The following is a 23,663-nucleotide window of genomic DNA, read 5'->3' on the forward strand; positions in this document are numbered from 1 at the left end:
CGCAATGGCGATCGACACGGCTGTAGGTGTAGTCGTCTGCTCCGGCTGGCGGAATCGGGCTGATGGCATCGGCTGCGATGATCGCGCTGGCAACGGTGCAAACGGCGATCGATTTCAACACTGCCGGATGATCCGGCTTCAGAATTTGTTTCACTTGAATTAGCTCCTTAGTGAGTCACGGCCAGGGGGTGAAGTTGGAAGCTCTGAACCCTGGCCGTAACCGTGTTTAGTAGTCGCTGAGTTGACGCAGTTGGTTGAGCGTTCGGGTTTTGGCCTCTAGCTCAATCTCAAATTCGTCCAGAGCGGCATTGATGCCACGCTGTTCAGCGATTTCGCGGCGCGACTGGCTGAGGTTGCCTTCAGCCGATCGATTTTGCTCAATCATTCTGAGCAGCCGCGCTTTCCGCTCCTCCCCGGTTTGGGTGAGGGTCGAAACTTGGACGCTCGCAAGGGCAAGCGTTCCGCCCACTTCGGGCGGCAAAACTTCAGCCTCGATCACGCCTGCGCTCTGCCACTCTTGGGAGTAGCGAGCTTTGGCGGATTCCACCCAGCTTGTCGGGGTCATGCCGTCTCTCTTGACATGCTGGGCATAGTCGGCAAACAGCGATCGCGCCAGTTCGGTGAAGCCCTGCTCAGTTTTCAGCAGCGGTTCCGGTGCAACTTTGGCGATCCAGGGATACCAGCGCGTCCGAATTGTGACTTCTTTGGCAAGGTCGGAATGTTCAGCGGCGATCGCTTGTGCGGTGTAGTGCGCCGAGTGTGCGCCTGGTGTGCGCTCGATGTGCGTTTCAATGTGCTGCATTTGTGCGTCTCCGGTTTGTGAATTGGCTCAAACTCAGTCTGTGTATGCGTTCAAGAGTGTGCGGCTGCTGTGCGGAACTTGTGCGATCGATGTGCGGACAGTGTGCGGTTACTGTGCGGTTAGCGATCGCGTCTCATCTCCTCAATCAAGTCGCGGATTGCATTTTGATTGTTTTGAGCAAGAACAGTTGCAGCCTCAGCAGCTTGTGCGGCCCGTCGGCTCGATTCGATGATGTCGTTGCTGTTGCGGGTTTGGTCTGCGATCGCTCGTCCCATTTCACCCACAACGCTGACAAAGCGGTTGATGGTGTCTTGCTGAAGTCGAGCGGTGCGGGCTTGCTCTTCGGCAGTCCGCCGCAGCTCCCGCAACTCTCGTATCGTCATATCGTGCAGTTCCCGCTGCTGCTCAACGAGCCGCTGTAGCGTCTCTGCATTCTGAGCTTGAATTTGCAGGGTTTGGGCAATCACTGACTGAAGCAGCGAATCGCTTCCCTCCGGTGGATTCGTGGTCATATAGTCGTAGCCTCCTTTCCTACTGAGCTTTAGGGAATGGGGTTAGCAACTGGCGATCGTTAGCTGCGATCGTCAGTCGCGCTTCAGTCAGCCGCTATTCGACCGAAATCGATGGGCAAATCGTAAACAGAGCAATCTAACAATCTGCACAAAGCTTGAGTTTGCGCGATTGTTAGGCGCGGCTCACGACTTCCAGCAATCCAGTAGTAAACCGCTCTAGGCGAGACTCCTAGCGCTTCTGCTACTTCTTCTGGTGACTTGTTTTTGTCTTTGAGCAGGTTCATGAACGGTGATTCATGAGGATGTTGATTCATCTTACACTGAACGCTTGTTCATGAACAGCAGTTCAGTGTAGAATTCACTACAAGCTGAACTGCTGTTCAGTTGGGGACAGAAATGTAGGGCGGTTCGATCGTGAGAAATTGATGCCGCCCTGCATCCCCTAATTCTCTTCGCAACGGGTCAACACACGGACGTACACCCGATCGAAGACACCGGATAGCGCCAAGCGATTCGCCGCAGTGGGGCGATCGCATCTACCCAGGAATCCAGAAATGCACACAATCCCGTAACCGCAAGCGCTGCTTAACCCCTCGGTTACAGCGTGATTTTCATTGCTCAAAATTGCAGGTCAAGCCAGCGGTAAGGAGTCGAATCGTTTGCCCAGTGCAGAGGTTGGCTAATCGATCGATTCACCTGCTCCAGTTCCACAAACGACAGAAGGGCGATCGCCCCATACGCCGGAATGCGATCGCCCTTCCAAAAAATTCACAAGGAGGTTTGAACAACTAGGCAACTTGCAGCGGGGTCTGCGGAAACACACGCGGCTCAGGCAGCGGTTTCCCCTCTTCCTGGAGCCACTCCAACAGCGACTCGATCACCTCCTGGCCGCGTTTTGCAGCCTCCTCATAGGTTGCGCCATGCGTACAGGGCTGCATCACCAGTTCGCCAAAGTCCGGCAAAAACACCACATAGCAACCATCTTCTGTAGACCACTGAATCACCATGCTGTATTGCGGATTCATTCGCCTTCCTCCAATTGCCGAATCGCCTTGCTCACCTGCTTTTCCAAATAACGTGGCGCGTCATCTCCATCCGCTCCGGCGATCGTGATCGACTGCGCCAGCCGGGGATGACTCCAAAGCGAGTGACTTCCCTTCGCAGGTCGCCAAGTAAAGCCCGCCTTCAGCAAAACCGCCTTAACTTCCCGAATTTTCCGAGGCATCCACCCTCACTCAGTCCATAAATCCATTGTCCGCGACAAAAGGGCGATCGCCCCTTAGCACAGTTCGCGATCGCCCTTTTTGCCAGTTTTCTCAACCAATCAGGAGTCTAGCTTATGAAATTTGTTCGATTTGAAAACAGGCTGATCAATTTGGAGGCGATCGCCAACGTCCACTTTGAACTCGAACCAGTCCCGCAGGTGTGGATCGACTACATCGGAGATGGACTGGTGCAAATCGAGGGCGATCGCGCAACCGAGCTTTGGGAACTGCTCTTGCAGCATTCCAGCGGCGCGATCGAAAAGATTGACCTGCTCACAGCGGTCGCTCAGGACGACCTGCTTCAGTGCGTTGGGATGCACCTGGCCGCGCTGACAATCGCCGCCGATCTGATAGCCGACGATACCCAGATCGATTCGCAAGTCATTTTGATGCGACTGCTCAAGCAGGGCAAAGCGCGATTCGACAAACAATCGCCCGAAGAATTAAGCGCTGTACTGGCCGAACTCGATCGCAACCTCGCCACCTGGGAGGCCGCTGGTGATGACTAACCGCTATCGCCCTGCTTCCGTCGTCACGGAGCCGCGCATCGTGGTTTGTGGCTGCTGCTTTCAGCCGCGACTGGCGATCGTCCGTTCCTGCCCAACCTGTTCGCTACTGCGGCGGAAATATCCCCGCTAACTGAAAAGCCCGATCGCTTTGTGTGGCGATCGGGCTTCTGCTGTTCTACTCACGAGGTTAATCATGAACTGTCAAAACTGCAAATTCAATGGCGATCGCGGCTGCGCTGTGAATCCGAGCTACTGGAATGCCTGCAAAGCGATCGAACAGAGCGATGAAAAGTTCAGGGACAAGATTTTGCCGTTTTTCGAGACGTGCCCAGAGTGGAATGAAGACCCGCCTGAAACCCTGTCCTTGACGCTCGGTTCCGCCGAATGGCGTTTTCTCCTGAGCAGCAGTGGCAGCTACGAACGCCGCCGCCAAGTCGGACTACGGCTGTTCGCTGAAATTCGACGTGCTACGAACTGGCAGCCGCCGAAAGACGGCTCGGAGGTTGACGACATTCCGTTCTGACATTGAAAAGCCCGATCGCGGTCTTTCCCCACTGCGATCGGGCTTTATGGTTTTGCCCCTGACCCAGAGGCGAATTTATGAATCCCAACAAATCAGGAGATCCAACGATGTACCCAGATAATACGAATTATGAACCGCTCACGCTAGAGCAAATTCGCGAATTGCAGCAGCTTACACCTGAGCAGCAGCAGGAGTGGCGCGATCGGCAGGTTGAGAAGTTGAACCGGGAAATTTACCAGCAGGGAGAAACCGCGTCGATCGCCACTGCCGTTCTGACCGCCAAACGCGACCCGCTGAGGGAAAAGTCAGAGAGGGAATTGAAGACCGACATCCTCACTGCCGTCAAAGATTCCGAATTTCTCCGCGCCTCCCTGTCCCAAATCGCCCGCTACAACGGTATGTCGATCGACGTGATCGAAACCGTTGCCCAACAGGTTGCCAGCGAATTTCTCAACCGCGACCTGGAGGCGATCGAGTTTGAAGAAATGACCAAGCGAATCCAGAAAATCGAAAACAGCGAAAAGGATGCGGGCATCCGCGACCTGAAACTACATCGGCTTGCCCGTCGGCACGGGCTGAACCGTCGCACGATGATGGAGTGCTACAGCAAATCGGTGTGCAGTGCCTCCCACATTCGCGCCAAACCGATCGGAGAGTTCCTAGACGAGCATTTGCAAGCTGAAGTGAAATACCTCGTTCAAGGCTGGATTCCGCAGGGTGTGACGATGATGCTGCATGGTGACGGCGGCGCTGGTAAAACGCTCTGGCTTTACGAACTGATGGAGCGAATCTTGAAAGGGCACGCTTGGAGCGGCTACCCCTGCACCAAGGCCGAAGTTTTGCTGGTGCAGGTGGATGAACCCGAAACGATCACGGCAGAGCGAATCGACATTCGCGGCATTGACCGCTCTATGCCACTCAAGGTCATGTCTGACTGGCAAGTCGAGCAAATGCCCAAACTTGAAGCCGAAGCCGCCGCGATGCCCCCAGGGTCGCTAATCCTGGTTGACTCGCTCACCGCCATTAACCGCAACTGCTTCTACTCCGAAAACGACACCGAGTACGCCCGTCCCGTTCTCCAGATGCGAGATATCGCCCGCAAATACGGTCACACCGTCATTCTGGTTCACCATTCCAACGCAGACGGCAGAGCCAGAGGGACGCGGGCGATTCACAACTCGGTTGATGTCGTTTGGGCACTCAGCGCCACAGACTACAACGAACGCCTGTTGCGAATCGAGAAAATGCGACGGGGAATGCCCGTCGGACGCTACCGACTCGCTTTCGATGATGAAACATTTCGATTCACGTACCGGGGTGAAGAATTCGAGTCTGACGAAGATTTTGAAAAGGCACAAACCTACATCGAAAAAATTCGCCTGTGGCTGAGTGATGACGCCCAGCGCGGACGGCCATTTGAACCGATCGAAGTATCTGAAGCACTGGGAGGAAGCAAGGCATCAACCCGTCGCTGTCTGCAAGAACTGGCAATGCGAGGTCAGGTGGAAACCAAGCGCAAACCCGGCACTCCGTACTACTTGTACTTTGTAAAGAAAAAACAGGAAAGCGATCGGGCGATCGGAAGCGATCGTTTAAAAGCGATCGCCACTTTGCCCAGTCAGGGAGCGGGATTCGAGCCAAGCGATCGGGCGATCGCCAAAAAAAGTGAAAACGAACGCGAAAAAACAGGCGATCGCCCCGATCGCTTTGCAAAAAATGTGCCTCAAACGCAGACTGAGAGCGAGCAAAATGGCGATCGCTTTCTCAATAAAAGCGATCGTCCTGTCAACAACGGCGATCGCCCGATCGCTTTGCGTAACAATCCGTTACCTGAAAAAATTGCGGTTGGCGACACTGTACTAGTCACCGCAACCGCTCAATGGATTCGATCGGGTAGCGATAAACTCCCCTGGAGAGAAGTGCCGCAGTCGCAACGCAACACCCCGCAAATTCCGATCAACGTCTTGGGTCAACCCCTGTTTGATGAGCTAATTGAAGGCGGAAAGGTAATCGAAATTCGCGGCGATCGTAGCCGCGTCCGCCATCAAAAGACAGGTAGAACATCGATGTTTCTAAACACAGATTTGCGAGTGTTGCGATCGGAGGACAAAAGCTGATGGCGAAAAAAAATCAAGGCTTTCAAGGGGTTCAGCTACAAATTCAATTCAAGGAGATCAAAATGACTAAAAACGCAATCACCGCACAATTCGCCCCCACTGCGACGCGACTTCATGGTGCAAATCATAGTTCCGACCAACTTGACGACAGGCGAATCCAAGAGACTGCGGGCTTTTCTGCTGTCACTTGCCCAGCCAGAAGAAACGAGAGGCGATCGTGATGGCTAAACGAGGCAGACCCCTCAGCAGCGAATGGGTAGACAGCAACACTGCCGCCGCCGAACTGGGCATTCAGCCGCGTCAACTGCGGAAGCTGAGGAAAGAGAATTTTTTCCGGCTGGGAATGCACTATCGCATCATCAGCAAGCCGGGAGCCGACAAACCGCGCTATGTGTGGCATGTCGATCGCTGTGCCGCTGCACTCGAAATCCCACAGGAGGAACGCTAATGGTTTCAGTTGATAAATCATGGAGCGGTGATTTGCACGAAATCACATTGCCTAGCTTGAGAAAAGCTTATTTGTTTCTTCCTACTCCGCTATCCGAGGAAGATAAACAAGTGCTGTTCCATCTCATCTCGCTATCAGTAACGCCTGAAATGATGCAGGAATACGATCGCCGTGCAGCCGCGCTAAAAGCTCCATTGGAGGAACGATGAAAACTTGGTTTGGATGCCCTTACTGCGAGAGTTCAGACTATCGGGAATCTCCGGGAAAGGGTGACGATCAAGAGATTGCTACCAGGTATCGCTGTAATGCCTGTAGTCGAGAGTTCATCTGGATTCGGTATAAAGCTAAGGAGGAAGTGGGCGATCGCTCCGCAACATCAACGCCTCAAACGCCCGCTGATGTTCCCCCTGACTAATCCAGTGGTGATAAATGTCGCTGTGAACCTGCCGGGAGTGCCCCATCTGCTGAGCCGCCAGCGCGTCATGCAGTCCAAACAGCATCGTTCGCACTGCCCAAGCGTGACGCAAATCATAAGGGTGAAACGGCACGTTCCGCCGTCGAAACATCTGCGTTACGCGATGGCCTAAATCCGAGTGCGATCGCCCGCTCACATCTGGCAGAACGGGCGATCGCAAATCAAACTGCTCAATCCATTCGGGATAGCACGGCCAAACCGTCCGCATCCCCGTTTTGCCTTCTGTCACGCTGACGAACCAGCCGCCGCGCTGCAATTCGATCGTGTTGAGATAGAACACCTCATGATTTCGCAACCCGTAGCAGGCCATCACGCCATACACCCACCGCCACATCTGCGGCACTTCCCCAAACCAGGCTGCGATCGTCTCGTCACTCGGAAGCGATCGCGGATCGACCGACCGAGCCGAATACCTCCCCCTCAGTTCGTCAAAATTGACAGACAAGCCAGCAAACTCAGCCAGCTTCCCCAGCGAGATGCAAAACCGCTTACGTTGACGAGAATCCGCCGCAACCGCTTCGATCGCCGCCCTTAGTGCCTCGATCGTCAGCGGTTGGCTCCAGTCCAAAGCAGAGAAGACGTTTTGATACTCGGTTTTCCAAGTAATGCTAGAAACTTTTGGCTGATAAGCCGCTGTAAATTTCTCAATATAAAAACCGATCGCCTCAGTTTCAGTCGGGCGATCGCCCAGATACGGCTGCCAATCAAACTGCCACAGTCGATCAACGCGCCGATCTTCCGTGCTTCCTTTTCAGCCAGCGACACGCCGTAGGGATTTGCCCGATAGTGCAGGGCGATTCGCTGCTGATAGGCGCGTTGCTGACTACTGCCCGGACGCGGCGGCAGTGTCGCCCGCAGGTAGAGGCGATCGCCTTTCGCTTCGATCCTCACTCCCACAGCGGCAGTCTTTAGCCGTCCGTTCGCTTGAGAAATTTTGCCCTCGATCATGGCCGTGCCTAAAACTTGCCTAAAAATGCAGGTACATCTAGGTATATGTGAGTACATCCAGGTACATTGAAGGGTTTCAAGCCAAGCTCGAAACCCTTTCCAGTTCTGCATTCTATGCAATTTTCAGGCGAGACAAAAATGCCAGGAACCAGACTTGAACTGGTGACACGAGGATTTTCAGTCCTCTGCTCTACCAACTGAGCTATCCCGGCGTAAGAAGGCGAGGTGCGTCGCGCTTCAGCGCTTAATTAAGTTAGCAAACTTGCTGGGAATTTGGCAAGTCTTTTGCGCGATCGATTCAAAACGGGTGCTAAATTCGCATCAGCACCCGCACCAGCAGGCCTAAACAGGCCGCAAGCGAGTGAGCTTAAGGTTGAAGCTGCCAACACCTTGTCCACCAAACGGACGAACGCGCAGCACATAGCTACCTGGATTAGTAACGCGAAAAAACAACATTGAATTGGTAGTTCCGTCAGGACCGTCGTCGTTTTCACCGACTGCCGCGCCGTCTGGTCCGATCAGCGTGATGATTGTGTCAAATTCATCCGACGTCAAATCGATCACTATGTTGTCACCTTCCTCAAGCGTGACCACGTAGTCACGGGCAAAACCGCCAAAGCCTGTGGGAATGTCGCGATCGCTCAAGCTATCCGTGACCTCATTGCTGGCAGGCAGACGAATCGGGTTGTACATGGCGCTTTGGGCGGTCGCCGCGATCGCGCTCATCCCCAGCGTTACTGCCGCCAGCGGCACGACCAGCGCTTGCTTCAAAAATTTACTCATATCACTCCTAGATTCACACCGTCTTGCGGTTGCGTTTATTATGCACCATTGGCTGAGCGATCGTCTCACCAGAACTACGGGCAAACCCGCATGGCTCCAAACTTTTACCAAGCGCTCGATGTAAAATGAAGAAATATTGCTGAGGGCACTGCGATGTCTGCAACCGTTGAAATCTACACCTGGCGCACCTGTCCATTCTGCATTCGGGCAAAAGCGCTGCTTGACAAAAAAGGCGTTGAATACACTGAGTATGCGATCGATGGTGACGAAGCCGCTCGATCGAAAATGGCTCAGCGGGCAAACGGGCGGCGATCGGTTCCGCAAATTTTCATCAACGATCAGCACATCGGCGGCTGCGATGACATCTACGCGCTGAACGCGCAAGGTAGACTAGACCCGCTCTTGCAGGGGTGAAGCGTTCAATCACATGGCGATCGCACAAGAGAGGTTTTGCGGTGAAGTTCGCATTCATTATTGACCCGATCGCCAAGCTCGATCCGGGGCACGATACCAGTGTTGCCTTGATGGAAGCGGCGCAAACGCTGGGTCACGAAGTTTGGATTACCGAAGCCAGTTCGCTCGGCGTCACGGATGGAAAAGCGTTCGCCACGCTTGCACCATTGAAGCTGACGCCCGTTGAACTGCAAGGCGGCAAATGGATTGCAGTGCGAGACTGGTTCACAGTGGGCGATCGATCGCTCCTGCCGCTGGAAGCGATGGATGCCGTGTTCATGCGTACCGATCCGCCCGTAAACGTGCCGTACCTCTACGCAACGTACATTTTGGATTATGTGAATCCGGCGAAAACGCTGGTGGTGAATTCACCGAACGGGCTGCGGGCAGCAAACGAAAAAATGTATGCGCTGCAATTCGCCAGTGTGATCCCGGAAACGATCGTTTCCCAAAACAAACAGGTGATTCGCGAATTTGTCGATCGACATGGCCGCGCCGTGATGAAACCTTTGGGCGGCAAGGGTGGCGAAGGCATTTTGTTTATGGAGTCGGGCGATCGCAACTGCAATTCGCTGATCGAAATCAGCACGCACCAATACACTGAGCCTGTGATGGTGCAGATCTATTTGCCCGAAGCGAAAGACGGCGACAAGCGCGTGATCATGCTGAATGGCGAACCGATCGGCGCGGTGAATCGGATTCCGACAGGCAGTGAGTTTCGCGGCAATATGGCAGTGGGCGGACGAGTGGCAGCAGCGGAAGTGACCGATCGCGACCGCGAAATTTGTGCCGTCCTCGCGCCCACTTTGAAACGTGACGGCTTGATGTTTGTGGGAATTGACGTGATTGGCGGGTATCTTACCGAAGTGAATGTCACCAGTCCAACGGGAATTCGCGAGATCGATCGATTGAGCAATCTGCGGCTCGGTGAACAGGTGATGCGCTGGGTGGAGCAGCGGATCGCTGTCTAGACGAATGCCGTAGCAGCCAATACAATCTCTAACAAAAGCTTTGTAGTAGCTTCAACAGTAGCGCGTAGTTTTAGGAGCAGTGCCATGAGTGAACGCGATTCGCGACGGGGAATCTACGGAATCAATCGTCGCAAATTTATCCAGTACGGCACGATCGCGGCTGGAACTGGAATTCTCAGTGCTTGCGCCAGCCAGACCGCTTCCAACGATACGGCTTCTCCCGATGCCGCCAGCCCTTCAGTGGCCGCCAGCCCCACCGGAGAACTCACCAAAGTCACCTATGGCACAAACTGGTATGCCCAAGCTGAACATGGCGGCTTCTACCAAGCCGTCGCCAAAGGCATCTACCGCGATCACGGGCTGGATGTGACGGTGAAGATGGGCGGGCCACAGGTGAACGGCACCCAGCTTTTGATGGGCGGTGCGATCGATTTCTTCATGGGCTACGGCTCTGATGCGATTAAGTCGATTCAAGAAGGCATTCCCAAAATTACAGTTGCCTCAATGTTCCAAAAAGACCCGCAGGTCTTGATCGCGCATCCCAATACCGGAGCCGACTCGATCGAAGACCTCAAAGGTCGCCCCACCTTCATTTCGGCTGCCGCCAACGTCACCTACTGGCCGTTTCTCAAAGCCAAGTTCGGTTTTGAGGACAGCCAAAAGCGCCCCTACAACTTCAATCCTGGTCCGTTCCTGGCCGACAAAAACTCGGTTCAGCAGGGCTATCTGAGTTCTGAGCCGCTGTCGATCGAAAAAGAAGGCGGCTTCACGCCCGTCGTTTTCCTGATGGCCGACTATGGCTACACGCCCTACTCGACGACGATCGAGTGCAAGCGCGAACTGGTCGAGCAAAATCCTGACCTCGTGCAGCGCTTTGTCGATGCTTCAATCAAAGGCTGGTACAGCTACCTCAACGAAGATCCGACTCCGGGCAACGAACTGATCAAAAAAGACAACCCGGAAATGACCGACGAGCAAATCAAGTACGGCATCGAAAAGATGAAAGAGTACGGCATCGTCGATTCGGGCGACGCGCAAACGCAAGGCATTGGCGCGATGACCGAATCTCGCTGGAAAGAATTTTTTGACACAATGGTAGGGCAAAAAGTTTTCAACAGCGACACCGACTACACCAAGGCGTTTACGCTTCAGTTTGTCAACAAAGGCGTTCAGTACTACCAAAGCTAAAGCGTGTCTGGAATTGCGTGACGGGGATCAGCCGAAACGTTGATCCCGGCTACCTGTTTTGTTCGACACTCGACCCCCGACCCCTCCTAATGAGCGCAATTCGACTCACCAACGTCAGCAAAACCTATTCCAACGGCACGATCGCGCTGCAAGACCTTAATCTGGACATTGGCGAAGCGCAGTTTGTCAGCTTGTTGGGGCCATCTGGCTGTGGCAAAAGTACGGTCTTGCGAATCATCGCCGGATTGGGACAGATGAGTACAGGCAGCATTCACTGGAGCGGCGGCGTTCGATCAAGGCGATTGGCGTTTGTCTTCCAAGAAGCAGCCTTGATGCCTTGGGCAACCGTGCAGGATAATGTGCGCTTGCCGTTGAAGCTAGCGGGCATGAATCGCAATCAGGTGGATGCTGCTGTTGCCGAAGCGCTGGAGATGGTCGATCTGCGCGGCTGTGAACGGGCGTATCCGCGTGAACTGTCGGGCGGGATGAAAATGCGGGTGTCGATCGCGCGTGCCCTTGTCACCAAGCCGGAATTTCTGCTGATGGACGAACCGTTTGGCGCACTGGACGAAATGACCCGCAGCCGACTCAACAGCGATCTACTGAATCTGTGGCGACAGAAACAGTGGACAGTCCTGTTTGTGACGCACAATATCTATGAAGCGGTGTATTTGTCACAGCGGGTGATTGTGATGGCGGCTCGTCCGGGTCGGGTGATTGCAGATGTCGCAATCGATGCTACCTACCCGCGAACCGAAGATTTCCGCACCACGCCCTTGTTCAACGAATACTGTCGCGACATCTCACACGCCCTCGCACGAGCGGCAGGCCGTGACCCGCTCGATCGCACCCAAGTCGCCTAAATGCCCTTGCAACTCATGAATCAACTCCTGGCTTTATTGAACCTGATTGGCCGCTGGAACTTCAGCATGGCTGGCGCGGTTCGCAGCGGCGGCAGGCGATCGAAATCTAGCGCGATGCTACCCACACTCCAGCAAATCATTTCACCGGAAATTGCGGCTCCGCTGGTGGTGGGTCTGCTGGCGATCATCGGTTGGGAAATAGGCGTCCGCATCAGCGGCATTCCACCTTACCTGCTGCCGGGGCCACTTTTGGTGGTGCAAACGTTGGTGCAGGAGTGGGGATCGCTGTTTCCCTCGCTGCTGATCACGCTCAAAATTACGGTTGTGGCGTTTATTGCGGCGATCGTCTCTGGCCTGCTGGTCGCCATTTTGTTTACGCAAAGTAAATGGATCGAGCGTAGCTTTTTTCCCTATGCGGTGATTTTGCAGACCACGCCGATCGTGGCGATCGCGCCGCTGATCATTCTTTGGGTGCGGCAAATAGTTCCGGGCGATAGCTCAACCTTCATCTCCCTCGTGATTTGCGCTTGGATTGTCGCCTTCTTCCCCATCTTGTCCAATACAACGCTCGGCCTCAACAGCGCTGACCACAATTTGATTAATCTGTTTCAGCTTTACAACGCCTCACGCTGGCAAACCCTGCTGTATCTACGCTTGCCAAGCGCCTTGCCCTACTTCCTAGGCGGATTGCGGATCAGCGGTGGCTTAGCGCTAATTGGTGCAGTCGTGGCAGAATTCGTGGCAGGAACGGGCGGTACGCAATCGGGCATCGCCTATCAAATCTTAATGTCCAGCTTTAACTTGCAGATTCCCCGTATGTTCGCCGCGCTGCTGATGACGACGGTTTTGGGCGTTGCGATTTTTGCCCTTCTAACGCTGCTGTCGGATTTACTTTTGCGGCACTGGCACGAGAGCGCCATTAAGCGCGAGAATTAAGCATTCCCTGTCCGTAGCACGTGATGTTTCCCCCCGCTGCATCTCCATTTCGCCTGAAAAACGCGCACGTTCCTCGATCGCTCCTTCCCAATCGCAACTGGCCTGACCCTGACCCATTTGCTGCCCGCGAAAATCTTGTCTTAGTCGATCTTGAAATTGTCGATGGCCGGGTTCGATCGCTTTGCGCTGCCGGAACAAACTCGATCGAACCGAGCAGCCCAACGACAACAGACATCGACCTCAAGCGCGGCATTGTTCTTCCCTGCTTTGCCGATCTGCATACGCATCTAGACAAAGGCCACTTTTGGGCGCGATCGCCAAACCGCAGCGGCTCGTTTGAGGAAGCGCTGGCTCAAGTCGCAGCCGATAGCAGCCAACACTGGAACGGCGAAGATGTCTATCGCCGCATGGAATTTAGCCTCAAGTGCGCTTACGCACAGGGCACACAGGCGATTCGCACCCACATCGATTCGTATGGTGAGCAGGCAGCAATCAGCCTTGGCGCACTCAAAACGCTACAGGCTCAATGGCGCGATCGCCTCACGATTCAAGCCGTCTCGCTGATTCCGATTGACTACTTCATGACGCCAGCAGGCGAAAAGCTTGCCGATTTATTTGCTCAATTCGACGGCGGCAAACTCGGCGGTCTCACGCTCATGAACGCTGATCTCACCGCGCAACTCGATCGCCTCTTCGCACTCGCGAAAGACCGAGATCTGGACTTGGATTTTCACGTCGATGAAAGCGGCAATCCCAACGACATCACCTTGCAATACATCGCTGAAGCGACATTGCGACATGGCTATGAAGGTCGAGTCGTGTGCGGTCATTGCTGTAGCTTGGCTGTGCAGTCGCACGACGTGGCGCAGCGATCGATCGCTCTGGTTCGTCAAGCTCAAATTGGCATCGTTAGCCTGCCGATGTGTAACTTGTATTTGCAAGACCGCAACCAAGCAGCCTCCAGCCAATTCACCCAAAACGGTGAGAAGCTGCATCGCTCCAATTTTCCGACGCACACTCCCCGCTGGCGCGGCATCACCTTAATTCACGAATTCAAGCATTCCGGCGTTCCGGTTGCCGTTGCCAGCGACAACTGCCGCGACCCGTTCTACACCTTTGGCAATCTAGACGGGCTAGAAGTGCTGACGCAAGCAACTCGCATTGCCCACCTCGAATCGCCCTATGGAGATTGGTGTCGCACCATCACCCAGACGCCTGCCGACCTGATGAAACTGCCCACAATAGGCCGCATTGATGTTGGACTAGGCGCAGATTTGGTTTTGTGCAAGGCGAGATACTTCAGCGAACTCTTTTCGCGCCCACAGTCCGATCGCGTCGTCTTACGGCAAGGCAAAGCGATCGACACAGCGCTGCCTGACTATGCAGAACTCGATGACCTGCTCCTGCCCGCTCAGCGATCGACCGCCTAACGATCGATTGACCTGGAAGCGCAATTAGATGGATGGGCTGTAGGGGCGGTTCGCAAACTGCTAACGACGGAGGTAGCTTGCCAGATTTGGCACGTCAATCCAAGTTCCGGTTTCGTTGGACTGGTGCGTCAAATCCATCAAAAATTGCGAGTAGACGCCTTCTTGCAGCGAAGGGCTGAGCGACTGGCCGCGATCGATGCCTTCGACCCAGCGATCGACCACGCGAATGAACGGCGCAAGTCGGCCATCGGGATAGGTGCGATCGAACTCCAAACGCGGCGGAACTGCCTGCTCGGTGAGTGCTGCACCCGCCTCGGCAGACCACAGCCGAAAACCGTGAACATAGTCTTGCTGATTATCGCTCCCTAAAATCAGCGTGCCGCGATCGCCATACACCTCAACCCAGTGGCCGCGCCCCTGATAGGTGACGGCACTCAAAACAATTTGAACGGGTGTGCCGTCTGCCAGTTCCAGCAGGATTGAACAGGTGTCGTCGGCATCAACCGGACGCGGTTCTCCGGTCGTGGGATCGGGGCGAGTAGCGATCGATGTACTGAGGCGTCCGCAGAGGCGATCGATTCGGCCAAACAGCCAGGAAATGTAATCAAACGTATGCGAGCCGAGTGCGCCAAGTGCGCCGCCGCCTTGGTCTTTACAGGCATACCAGTTCCAGGGGCGATTGGCATCGGCGCGACCAGAAACGAGCCAGTCAATCTTGATCAGCCGCTTGTTGCCAACCGCGCCATCAAAAAGCAGTTCGGCGAATCGCTGCCAGGCAGGAACATAGCGAAACTCAAAATCTAAGCTGGTCACGCAGTTGCGCTGCTGGGCAAGCTGCTGGAGTGCAGCGGCTTCTTCAACCGAAAGCGCGGTGGGCTTTTCGAGCAGCAAATGCTTTCCGGCTTCTAGCACGATTTTCGCCATTTCATGATGCAAAAATGGCGGCGTGGAAATGCTGACTGCTTCGACTTCTGGCAGGGCGACAATTTCTTCAATGGTTTGACAGGCATGGGGAATATTGTGTGCCTGAGCGATCGATCGAGCCTTCTCCAAATTGCGATGATGCACAGCAACGACCTGAGTACGCGGATGCGCCTGCAAACCGGGAATGTGAATTTTCTGGCCGAATCCTGTGCCTACGACGGCTACACCGATCATTGCAACGCTCCAACCTCTGCTAGTTCATCTTGCCATGTTAGGGGGCGGATTGCGGTGAGTCAGGATTTGAGCCAAAAAGCGATCGATTCTGCTGGTGCAAATCAAACAGCGGATGCTTGAAACACACGCTCAATATTATTTAAAGGTTCAGTGCAAGAGTAAACGATTCACTTTAATTTGACGCGAGCGAATCGTTGAAACGTAAAACCAATTCTTTATTAAACCAGGTTAAGCTTGAGTGCCGTGACGATCGCTTGCGATCGATTTTTGACGCCGAGTTTCTCAAAAATTGAAGTGAGATGCGCCTTTACCGTTGCGACTGTAATATAGAGTTGTTCGGCAATTCGGGCATTTGGCTCGCCTTCAACCAGCAGCGATAAAACTTCGCGTTCGCGATCGCTGAGGTGAATCTTTTGTTCGGTGAGTGCTGCTTGATCATAGTGCGATCGAAAGCTGCGAAAAAACTGCGTCATGCCTTCTGAAGTGAGATAAACCTGATTGGCAAGAATGACGCTGATGGCAATGCAAAGCTGAGCCGCCATTCGCTCTTTCACAATGTATCCTGATGCGCCAGCCTGCATTGCTTGAAACACCAAATCGTCTTCTCGATGTTCCGACAAGACCAACACTTTGCCCTGATAAAATTCGCGCAGTCGCCTCATCATGGCAATGCTATTTTCTTGTGCTTTTAACTCTAAATTCAGCAGAATTAGCGTGGGCTGATCGGCTGCAAGCTTGAGCGCATCGGCATAAGTTGAAGCTTCCCCTGCGATCGAAAATTGAATTGAACTGCCGCGACTGTAAAACTCTAGCAGTGTGTGCAATCCCTGACAAACCTGCGGCTGATCGTCCACAATCAGCACTGAAACACGCTGCGTCTGTACCAGCCGAGAGGCGGGGCAGATGGGCGAAGCATAAGTCGAACTCGAACGAGGGGCAGTGTGAAAAGAAGCGACCATGCAGAATCTCCGAAGCGCAGTAGTAATCGACGGCCTAGATTTGAATCCAAAATAAGGCGATCGCTGCGTCAACAAATTGATAGAAACACCGAGGTTTCACGGGGCGATCGAAGAACAAACCGTAGAAGCACGCAAATTTAGAGAATTTGTTCTCAATTTAATTTCTCTGAATCAGTTTTCTGGTGCTAGCGTTGCGGAGTTTACGCAAGTGGCGATCGATCTTCATCTTTGCTAGAAGCATTAAATTCGTGAATCCGCTGTCGATTGCAAGTTGCAGCAGGCAAAAGAAGCAGTTCTTTTGCCTGCTGCTCCGTTAAAAGGCGTAGCGGATGCGGCAGTAAGGGAGGCGATCGCGCAGCAGAGTCGTGAATTCACTCACAAGCTTTCCCTTAAATCCGTAGCGATAGCGGAGGTTTTCGCCACCCGTTTGCGATCGCTTGGCTTCCTGCAAATCCGGTCGCCACAGTAATTCTTCACCCTTGGGATGCCAGCCCATGTTGACTTCATGCAGCTCGTCGTTGTGCGTCAGAAAAATCACTTCACAGGCCAACTGCGCTTTAGCTTGCGGTGAAAGTGCGTCGTCAATTTGCTCGAATAGCTGCTCGTAATCCTGATGCCAAGTTTCGGTATAGATGACTGGAGAAAAGTTGAGATGCACTTCATATCCGGCCTCAACAAAATCATTGATTGCGGCAATGCGATCGCCAATTGGTGAAGTGCGAATATCGACAATTTGCGCCGTTTTTTCTGGCATCAAGCTGAAGCGAATCCGCGTCTTATTTTGCGGATCGTAATCGAGCAGCGATCGATTGACGCGCTTGGTGGCAAAGGTAGCTTTTGCATTAGGAAGAGTGCGAAATAGCGTGATCAAATCCTTCACGTTGTCGCAAATTGCCGCATCTACTGAGCAATCACTATTCTCGCCAATGTCATACACCCAATCGTGTGGATCGACCTGATTTGGCTCTAACTTATTGCCCTGTTTGGTCGCGTGTCGCTTGATGTAAGCGGTGATGCGATCGATGTTCACAAACGTCGTAATTGGATTGGCGTAACCCTTGCGCCGAGCAGCATAGCAATAGGAGCAAGCCATTGCACAACCGTTTGCGTGAGAAGGTGCGACAAAATCAGAACTACGAGTGTTGGGACGCGCTTGAATTGACTTTTTTACACCTAAAACAAGAACCGTGCGCTTAATGCGATTCCAGTCGCTCACGTTGTCAGCATCGCCATGAAGTTCGGGGATTTTCCAGTGTGATTCGACCTCAATTCGATCGGCCTCTGGATATTGATCCAAAATGGCACGACCGCGATCGAAGTACAGCACTTCCGGCTCAAAATAAATTTGCTTAATGTTGAGCAATCGCGCTAGAGAATCGGGTGCATGCGTTGAAGCGAAGGACATATCAACCCTTGAATGAACTCCTTAGTGTATCGCGATTGACAGAAGCGATCGATCCAGAAAACCGCCCTTGTAAAAGTACAAAAATCCGATCGCAATTTGACAATAGCAATTAGAATTTGTGAGTAGATCACTCAAGAGCCATGAAATCGATCGAACTGCACACCGATCGCTTGTGGATGCGTCCGTATGCGATCGAAGATGTTGACGCGCTGCATCAGCTTTGGTGTGACCCAAACGTGCGACGGCATCTGTTTGATGACAAAATTGTGCCGCGCGAATTCGTGGTGGAAGAAGTGAACGACACGCAGAACGATTTTGCGGTTCACGGTTGGGGACAGTGCAGCGTGTTTCTGCGTGAAACCAACGAGCTGATCGGCTTTTGCGGCTTTCGGATCATGGAGGGTTCACCTGCGCCTCAGTTAATCTACGGTGTAGCGCCGTCCTGCTGGGGGCAAGGCTTGGCAACCGAGATGACACTGCGGATGATCGAGTTTGGCTTTGAGGATTGCGGCTTTAAGCAGATTCTGGGCAGCACGGACTTTGCCAATGCTGCCTCGCGGCGCGTGTTGGAAAAAGCGGGAATGCGATTTCAGCAGCGCGTTCACCAGGACGGGCTGGATCTCGTTTACTTCGCGATCGCCCTTTGACTGTAGGCCGCCATTGGCTCTTTGATCAATCGAATATAAAGATGCTTGAACGTGGATTTGATCACGCGAGGCGCACCAAAATCAATCGGATGCAGTCGATCGGGCAATTTCCAGTCCGTCACGCGCAGTTCATCTGGCGTTTGTAAAGGAAAGTCGATCGCCTCCGGATTTAGCCCTAGCCTTTCTGCCGCAGCGATCGTAGGAACCGCATCTGCGGAAACATTGAGCAGTTCAGCCAAGGCGCGATCGAGCGCAAACACATCCGCAGAAGCCGCCAAAACTCCCAAATGACGCGGTTCACCGTTGCTGGGACCGTTACCTTGATGGCCGATGATGCCGTCTGCAATTGTCAAGTTGGGTTGAATCGCCCGTGCGGTTTCCACCAGCATTGTCGCAAACCGATCCCCATCTTTTCCAGCTTCCATGTGCCACCAGGCTTTCATTTTGCCGGGGACGCAGCCGAACAGATTCTTGACACCCAAGGTCAGCGTCAGTTGCGAGTGCGATTTCACTTTCGGCAGGTTGATGACGACATCGGCCTCGATCGCTTCTTTGCTCAACAGCAGATGATTGAATTCTGCGCTGCCTGTGTCGAATCGCTGGCCGTGCAGTTCCACAACCGGAACGCCCAATTCTTCTAGCCAGGTGCTGTAGCCGTTGGCTCTGGCGACGCCCGCCGCGCTGCCAAAAGCCGGACTGTCACCTAAAAACGGTTGGCCGCCTGCGGCCTGCACGAGTTTAGCGACAGCGTAGACCAGTTCGGGGCGCGTGGTGCAGTCTTTGTTGGGTTTCGCTCCGGTGAGCAAATTCGGCTTGAGCAGGACGCGATCGCCCGCTTTCACAAAGGCCAACATTCCGCCCAGCGGAGCAAGAAGCGCCTCAAGGTTGGCGGCGATCGAGTCGCGATCGTAGGATTCGGCTCGCAACAAGCTGACGACTGGCGGCATCACGATTGGGATTAGAAACAACGGTTTGATTTTATTCTGGACTGACGCACTGAGAGCTAGCAAGTTGACTTGCAAAAGATGTGAATCTTACCAGAAGTTGACCCTGTTGGGTTGATCTGCTGGGTAACTTCAAGAAAACCTGAATTTTTGCCAGGAACATTGAGCTTAGAAAAATTGGAATGAAATTCAGAAATTTTGCAGTGAAGCAAGCTGAAGTTGATACAGGATGCGAACACCACAAATTCCAAAAAGCGAAGCATTCCTACCAAAACCCTGCATACACTGATATCATTTTTATTTTGTTTAATAGACTACAAAATGCTGAATTATATGTGAAGTTTTCATGAAGTTTATATGAATATCCTTGTATTCACCGACTTTTTGTCAATAATTGATGATGAAAGCAAGAAGTTTCCAGCTTTCTCCAACCAGCCCTTGTCAGGTTACTTTGGTTCACGATTTCAAGTCATGGGCTGGCGCGATCGAGAGTTCTAGAATCGTCGTCACTCCAATTCACATCCATCGAGCTTCATTTGATGTGAATCCGCACCACGTTCGGCTTGCGTAGGAAATTTTTCACTCAGATACCTGTTCAGCTTGCGATCGATCGCAAAGCTGTCGCTCAACCCAGAAACCGATTTGGGCTTTGAGTGAATTGGTTCAGCCGATTTTTAAGGAAGTTGCGAGCAGCTTTCCCAGGCTGGTATTTGAGTTGAATTCAAACTTCTTGCGATCGACTGCTCCACATTTGCATTCACTTCTCAATCGGAGTCAGGATCATGTCTACATCGAACAACGACTTGTTTGCAAATCGCATTCTGCTCACCCCGCAATCGACCGACGCCCTCACGCCCGTCGTCACCGCAACGGGAACGGGAAATAATTTCGGGTATGGTGGAGAGCCAGGTGAGCCAAATCATGCGGGCGTTTCTGTGCCGCTGGCATCGGCCTGGTGGACTTGGACGGCTCCCGCCGCTGGACAGGTAACGATCGACACCAATGGCAGCGGCAACAATCCCGCCAACACATTTGGTTTTGACACCACGCTGGGCGTTTACACGGGCGGCGCGGTCAACAGCCTCACGACGATCGCCAGCAACGATGATTTCAACGGCTTCCTTAGCCTTGTCCAGTTCAATGCTAATGCTGGCGCGACCTACCAAATTGCCGTTGACACGTTCCTCGATAGAAGCGGACAACCGATTCGGCTGAATCTCACTCAATCGCTCACCTTCACTCAGTCGGGCACTGCGGGTGCAGATTTCCTCAACGGTTCCGGCGCAAATGATGTCATCCGAGGGCTGGGCGGCAATGACACCATCAACGGCAACGGCGGCACCGATGCACTGTTTGGCGGTGCGGGCAACGACACAGTTGCCGGAACTTCTGGCAAAGACTACATTGACGGCGGCAGCGGCAACGACACGCTGTTTGGCAATGGCGGGCTGGATACTCTCGTAGGCGGCGGTGGAAATGATGCGATCTATGGTGCGAGCGGCAGAGACATCATTTTTGCAGGGGATGGCGATGACACGATCTACAGCAACGGCGGCGGCGACTTGATCGACAGCGGCAGCGGCACCGATACCGTGTGGCTGGGCGGTGCAGCCAACATTGTGCTGCGGGGCAGTTCTGGCTTTGATGCGATTAAAAACTTCCAGGTCGGCCAGAACAAGTTTCATCTCGACGGCATCACCTTTGCTCAGTTGAGCTTCAGCAATAGTGCGGAGGGTGTGCGGATTGTTGGCCCTGGCAATGACCTGTTGGCGGTTGTTGCGTGGCAGCAAGCCAGCGTCATCGGTCAAGCTTCTAACTTCAGCTAGGCGATCGCCAAAGTCCAAGCCCTCTTCAAATCCGGAGAGGGCTTGCGGTTGAAGCGATATCCGCTGGCTACACCGAACCGATCGCCTGCTGCCAAACCGCATAGCCGCTTTGACTCAGGTGCAATCCGTCGGTTGTCAGTTCAGTCCGCAAATTGCCGCTAGAGTCGGCAAAAGACGTTTGCAGATCGAGGAAGCTGACGCGCTCTTGCTGAGCGAGCGCCGCGATCTGTCCGTTGAGTCGATAAATTCGCGTTGCGGGCAGGCTTGCTAGTCGCGTTGGCAAAATCGACTGGACAACAATTTGCGCCTGCGGATGATTGGCGCGAAGCTGGCGCATGATTTGCCGCAGATTTGTTAAAACTTCGGCATCCGATGCACCGCGCCTGAGATCGTTGATGCCTACCATCACCTGAATGCGATCGGGTCGCGTTTGCGAAAAGGCCGACAGCCTGCGTAACACGCCTGCTGTTGTATCGCCCGAAATGCCTTGATTGAGCCACAAGCGATCGCGCGTCATTTGCTCTGGCGGATACCACAGATAGAGCGAGTCGCCCAGCAAAACCGTGAGCCGATTGGAGCCTTGGCCGCGAGCGATCGCGCCCGCTTCCGATCGCAGCAAACTCACCCACTGCTCGTAAGTTGGTTGGCGCGTCGCGTTGCGCCAAGTTTCCGCATAGCTGCTGACCGGAAGGCGCGTGTAAAGCCGTCCCGATCGCAAGGCGGCCAAACGCTGCACAAACAACTGACTGCCCGAAGCCGGACGCACGATCGCAGGCATCGGCAGATAAGCGCTTCCGGCTGGGTCAAGTCCGGGCAAGGCAGGGCGTGAAGTGTTTGTAGGGCGGAGGGCAGTCGCTCTGCTCACCGCAGGTATCGATTCGGGTGACTGGACGGCAGCAGTTGCCACCTCGATCGGCTGACAGCGCTGTTGTGGCGTAACGACAACGGGCGATCGCGGCGTGGCAAGTTTCCATCCGGGCGTTTGACCTTGCGTAATGAGGCTGGCGGCTAAAAGACAAAAATCGCTCATTTGGCTTCCTGATCCCTTTGTTTTCTAAAAGCAGCGATCGATCGGTGGATCAGGAATTTTGCGCTCGTAAAATTTATTTGCCAATGCTATCCACCAAGCCTATTTACCAATACAGAAGCGGCTGAAGATGCGATCGAGAACAGACTCGGTCACTTCTTCCCCGGTAATTTCACCCAAAGCTTGAATGGCTGCGCGTAGATCGATTGTCCAAAAATCCAGCGGCAACTGGTCAGCGATCGCGCCCTGCACCAGTTCGAGGGACGCTTGAGCGCGAGTCAGAGCAGCAGCTTGACGCTGATTGATTGCAACATCCAGATTGGCAGCTTGCAGCCCAGCTTGCGCGATCGCCAAAATTGCTTGCTCTAGGGCGTCAATGCCTTGCTGTTTGGCGGCGGCGGTTTTGACGATCGCCTGCTCAACTGGAATTGGCGGCGGCAGATCCACCAGATCGATTTTGTTGAGAACGACAATCAGCGGACGCTGCCGAACCGAATCATAGATTTCCTGATCGCCGGCTGTCCATCCCACCTGAGCATCGATCGCCAGCAAAATCAGATCTGCCGCTTGTGCCGCCTGCCGCGATCGCTCCACGCCCATGCGCTCAACTCGATCGGTCGCTTCGCGAATGCCTGCCGTGTCGAGGACTTGAATCGGAATGCCGCCGACCACAAGCTGTGATTCAACCACATCGCGGGTGGTTCCAGGCAGGTCAGTGACAATGGCGCGATCGCTGCGGCTCCAAGCATTGAGCAAGCTGGATTTGCCGACATTCGGGCGACCGACGATCGCAACCTTCAGTCCGGTTCGCAGCAGTTCTCCTTGATCGGCAGTTGCGAGAATTTGCTCAACTTCAGCCAGAACCGCATCCAAACGCGATCGCACCTCGGCTTCATCCAGCGCAGGCAAATCTTCCTCAAAATCAATCCGCGCTTCAACTTCTGCCAAAATGTCCAGACAGGTCGATCGCAACTGACGAATTGGCTGCGCGAGTTTGCCTTGCACTCCAGCCAAAGCAGTTTGGGCAGCTTGGGGCGATCGCGCTCCCACCAAGTCCGCGATGCTTTCTGCCTGCGTCAAATCAATTCGGCCATTCAAAAACGCCCGCAGCGTAAATTCTCCCGGTTCCGCCAGCCTTGCACCCTGCGCGATGCAAAGCTGAAGCACCTCCTGAACGGCCATGATTCCACCGTGACAGTGAAACTCCACGACATCTTCACGAGTAAACGATCGCGGCGACAGCATAATCAGCATCAACGCTTCATCAATCGATTGCCCGTTGGGATAGCGAATGTAGCCATAGAGAATTCGGTGGCTTTCCCAAACCTGCGAACCAGGCGCATAAAAAATTTGCTTGGCGATCGACAAAGCTTGTGAGCCGGACAGCCGCACAATGCCGACGCTGCCCTGCTGCGGCACAATGGCCGTCGCGATCGCCGCGATCGTTGTTTTGTCCAGGCTGCTCATCTTTACA

The 23,663-nt window shown here is 53.9% G+C and carries 28 protein-coding genes and 1 tRNA gene; 14 read left to right on the forward strand and 15 right to left on the reverse strand.

The genetic code is table 11. The annotated features are described in order from the left end of the window. Positions 1–226: 226 nt before the first annotated feature. The 5 genes from H6F67_RS25270 to H6F67_RS25290 form a co-directional block, all read right to left on the reverse strand. Positions 227–802 (reverse strand): hypothetical protein, encoded by a 576-nt coding sequence (locus H6F67_RS25270; RefSeq protein WP_190769425.1) that lies wholly within the window; start codon positions 800–802, stop codon positions 227–229. 119 nt (positions 803–921) lie between these two features. Next, positions 922–1,314, reverse strand: coding sequence for a hypothetical protein (locus H6F67_RS25275; RefSeq protein ID WP_190769426.1), 393 nt, complete (start codon positions 1,312–1,314; stop codon positions 922–924). A gap of 83 nt (positions 1,315–1,397) precedes the next feature. Next, complete coding sequence (locus H6F67_RS25280) at positions 1,398–1,628, reverse strand: helix-turn-helix transcriptional regulator (RefSeq protein WP_313927058.1); 231 nt, start codon at positions 1,626–1,628, stop codon at positions 1,398–1,400. A 474-nt stretch (positions 1,629–2,102) separates the two neighbouring features. Continuing rightward, a complete protein-coding gene (locus H6F67_RS25285) occupies positions 2,103–2,339 on the reverse strand; it encodes a type II toxin-antitoxin system HicB family antitoxin (protein ID WP_190769427.1) in 237 nt (78 codons plus the stop codon). Next, positions 2,336–2,539 carry a type II toxin-antitoxin system HicA family toxin gene (locus H6F67_RS25290; RefSeq protein WP_190769428.1) on the reverse strand — a complete coding sequence of 68 codons (204 nt, stop codon included), beginning with the start codon at positions 2,537–2,539 and terminating at the stop codon, positions 2,336–2,338. The genes H6F67_RS25285 and H6F67_RS25290 overlap by 4 nt, the downstream gene beginning before the upstream one ends. Before the next feature lie 114 nt (positions 2,540–2,653). On the opposite strand from H6F67_RS25290, the gene H6F67_RS25295 reads away from it, so the two are divergent. From H6F67_RS25295 to H6F67_RS25320, 6 genes are all read left to right on the forward strand, one after another. Continuing rightward, positions 2,654–3,088 carry a hypothetical protein gene (locus H6F67_RS25295; protein WP_190769429.1) on the forward strand — a complete coding sequence of 145 codons (435 nt, stop codon included), beginning with the start codon at positions 2,654–2,656 and terminating at the stop codon, positions 3,086–3,088. Then, positions 3,081–3,218, forward strand: a complete 138-nt coding sequence (locus H6F67_RS25300; protein WP_190769430.1) for a hypothetical protein — start codon at positions 3,081–3,083, stop codon at positions 3,216–3,218. Before H6F67_RS25295 ends, H6F67_RS25300 begins: the two co-directional genes overlap by 8 nt. A 63-nt stretch (positions 3,219–3,281) precedes the next feature. Then, the gene (locus H6F67_RS25305; RefSeq protein WP_190769431.1) at positions 3,282–3,611 is read left to right on the forward strand and encodes a hypothetical protein; all 330 of its coding nucleotides are present in this window, start codon (positions 3,282–3,284) and stop codon (positions 3,609–3,611) included. A 107-nt stretch (positions 3,612–3,718) separates the two neighbouring features. Beyond that, positions 3,719–5,728 (forward strand): AAA family ATPase, encoded by a 2,010-nt coding sequence (locus H6F67_RS25310; protein ID WP_190769432.1) that lies wholly within the window; start codon positions 3,719–3,721, stop codon positions 5,726–5,728. A 220-nt stretch (positions 5,729–5,948) separates the two neighbouring features. Then, the gene (gene xisR / locus H6F67_RS25315) at positions 5,949–6,176 is read left to right on the forward strand and encodes an excisionase family protein (protein WP_190769461.1); all 228 of its coding nucleotides are present in this window, start codon (positions 5,949–5,951) and stop codon (positions 6,174–6,176) included. Next, positions 6,176–6,385, forward strand: a complete 210-nt coding sequence (locus H6F67_RS25320) for a hypothetical protein (protein WP_190769433.1) — start codon at positions 6,176–6,178, stop codon at positions 6,383–6,385. Before xisR ends, H6F67_RS25320 begins: the two co-directional genes overlap by 1 nt. Positions 6,386–6,520: 135 nt before the next feature. On the opposite strand, the gene H6F67_RS27445 is transcribed toward H6F67_RS25320, so the two are convergent. From H6F67_RS27445 to H6F67_RS25335, 4 genes are all read right to left on the reverse strand, one after another. Beyond that, complete coding sequence (locus H6F67_RS27445) at positions 6,521–7,219, reverse strand: hypothetical protein (RefSeq protein WP_199304636.1); 699 nt, start codon at positions 7,217–7,219, stop codon at positions 6,521–6,523. Continuing rightward, positions 7,198–7,599 carry a hypothetical protein gene (locus H6F67_RS27450; protein ID WP_199304637.1) on the reverse strand — a complete coding sequence of 134 codons (402 nt, stop codon included), beginning with the start codon at positions 7,597–7,599 and terminating at the stop codon, positions 7,198–7,200. Before H6F67_RS27450 ends, H6F67_RS27445 begins: the two co-directional genes overlap by 22 nt. A 139-nt stretch (positions 7,600–7,738) precedes the next feature. Continuing rightward, a tRNA-Phe gene (locus H6F67_RS25330) sits at positions 7,739–7,811 on the reverse strand. A gap of 130 nt (positions 7,812–7,941) precedes the next feature. Continuing rightward, positions 7,942–8,382: a PPC domain-containing protein gene (locus H6F67_RS25335; RefSeq protein ID WP_190769434.1), complete on the reverse strand. Its 441-nt coding sequence runs from the start codon at positions 8,380–8,382 to the stop codon at positions 7,942–7,944. A gap of 153 nt (positions 8,383–8,535) precedes the next feature. Here H6F67_RS25335 and grxC point away from each other — a divergent pair, with 153 nt between their 5' ends. The 6 genes from grxC to H6F67_RS25365 all read left to right on the forward strand — a co-directional run bounded on the left by grxC (position 8,536) and on the right by H6F67_RS25365 (position 14,223). Further along, positions 8,536–8,796: a glutaredoxin 3 gene (grxC, locus tag H6F67_RS25340; protein WP_190769435.1), complete on the forward strand. Its 261-nt coding sequence runs from the start codon at positions 8,536–8,538 to the stop codon at positions 8,794–8,796. Between the two features lie 41 nt (positions 8,797–8,837). Then, complete coding sequence (gene gshB / locus H6F67_RS25345; protein WP_190769436.1) at positions 8,838–9,806, forward strand: glutathione synthase; 969 nt, start codon at positions 8,838–8,840, stop codon at positions 9,804–9,806. Positions 9,807–9,890: 84 nt separating this feature from the next. Further along, complete coding sequence (locus H6F67_RS25350) at positions 9,891–10,994, forward strand: ABC transporter substrate-binding protein (protein ID WP_190769437.1); 1,104 nt, start codon at positions 9,891–9,893, stop codon at positions 10,992–10,994. A gap of 89 nt (positions 10,995–11,083) precedes the next feature. Then, complete coding sequence (locus tag H6F67_RS25355; protein WP_190769438.1) at positions 11,084–11,857, forward strand: ABC transporter ATP-binding protein; 774 nt, start codon at positions 11,084–11,086, stop codon at positions 11,855–11,857. Positions 11,858–11,872: 15 nt separating this feature from the next. Further along, a complete protein-coding gene (locus tag H6F67_RS25360) occupies positions 11,873–12,793 on the forward strand; it encodes an ABC transporter permease (RefSeq protein ID WP_396799082.1) in 921 nt (306 codons plus the stop codon). A gap of 23 nt (positions 12,794–12,816) precedes the next feature. Continuing rightward, complete coding sequence (locus H6F67_RS25365; RefSeq protein ID WP_190769439.1) at positions 12,817–14,223, forward strand: cytosine deaminase; 1,407 nt, start codon at positions 12,817–12,819, stop codon at positions 14,221–14,223. A 60-nt stretch (positions 14,224–14,283) separates the two neighbouring features. On the opposite strand, the gene H6F67_RS25370 is transcribed toward H6F67_RS25365, so the two are convergent. The 3 genes from H6F67_RS25370 to H6F67_RS25380 form a co-directional block, all read right to left on the reverse strand. Then, positions 14,284–15,381 (reverse strand): Gfo/Idh/MocA family protein, encoded by a 1,098-nt coding sequence (locus tag H6F67_RS25370; protein WP_190769440.1) that lies wholly within the window; start codon positions 15,379–15,381, stop codon positions 14,284–14,286. A gap of 218 nt (positions 15,382–15,599) precedes the next feature. Next, complete coding sequence (locus H6F67_RS25375; RefSeq protein WP_190769441.1) at positions 15,600–16,340, reverse strand: response regulator transcription factor; 741 nt, start codon at positions 16,338–16,340, stop codon at positions 15,600–15,602. A 313-nt stretch (positions 16,341–16,653) separates the two neighbouring features. Further along, complete coding sequence (locus H6F67_RS25380; protein WP_190769442.1) at positions 16,654–17,745, reverse strand: spore photoproduct lyase family protein; 1,092 nt, start codon at positions 17,743–17,745, stop codon at positions 16,654–16,656. A gap of 140 nt (positions 17,746–17,885) precedes the next feature. On the opposite strand from H6F67_RS25380, the gene H6F67_RS25385 reads away from it, so the two are divergent. After that, a complete protein-coding gene (locus H6F67_RS25385) occupies positions 17,886–18,392 on the forward strand; it encodes a GNAT family N-acetyltransferase (RefSeq protein WP_190769443.1) in 507 nt (168 codons plus the stop codon). On the opposite strand, the gene H6F67_RS25390 is transcribed toward H6F67_RS25385, so the two are convergent. Continuing rightward, positions 18,371–19,339 (reverse strand): DUF362 domain-containing protein, encoded by a 969-nt coding sequence (locus tag H6F67_RS25390; RefSeq protein WP_190769444.1) that lies wholly within the window; start codon positions 19,337–19,339, stop codon positions 18,371–18,373. The two genes, H6F67_RS25385 and H6F67_RS25390, sit on opposite strands and share 22 nt — an antisense overlap. Before the next feature lie 779 nt (positions 19,340–20,118). Here H6F67_RS25390 and H6F67_RS25395 point away from each other — a divergent pair. Then, a complete protein-coding gene (locus tag H6F67_RS25395; RefSeq protein ID WP_190769445.1) occupies positions 20,119–21,162 on the forward strand; it encodes a calcium-binding protein in 1,044 nt (347 codons plus the stop codon). A 67-nt stretch (positions 21,163–21,229) separates the two neighbouring features. Here the strand turns inward: H6F67_RS25395 and H6F67_RS25400 are convergent, their stop codons facing one another. Both H6F67_RS25400 and mnmE read right to left on the reverse strand, forming a co-directional pair. Continuing rightward, the gene (locus tag H6F67_RS25400; protein WP_190769446.1) at positions 21,230–22,192 is read right to left on the reverse strand and encodes a GDSL-type esterase/lipase family protein; all 963 of its coding nucleotides are present in this window, start codon (positions 22,190–22,192) and stop codon (positions 21,230–21,232) included. Between the two features lie 99 nt (positions 22,193–22,291). After that, positions 22,292–23,656: a tRNA uridine-5-carboxymethylaminomethyl(34) synthesis GTPase MnmE gene (mnmE, locus tag H6F67_RS25405; RefSeq protein WP_190769447.1), complete on the reverse strand. Its 1,365-nt coding sequence runs from the start codon at positions 23,654–23,656 to the stop codon at positions 22,292–22,294. Between the last annotated feature and the right edge of the window lie 7 nt (positions 23,657–23,663).

The sequence above is a fragment of the Microcoleus sp. FACHB-1515 genome (genome assembly GCF_014696105.1).
Lineage (GTDB): Bacteria > Cyanobacteriota > Cyanobacteriia > Elainellales > Elainellaceae > JAAUTJ01.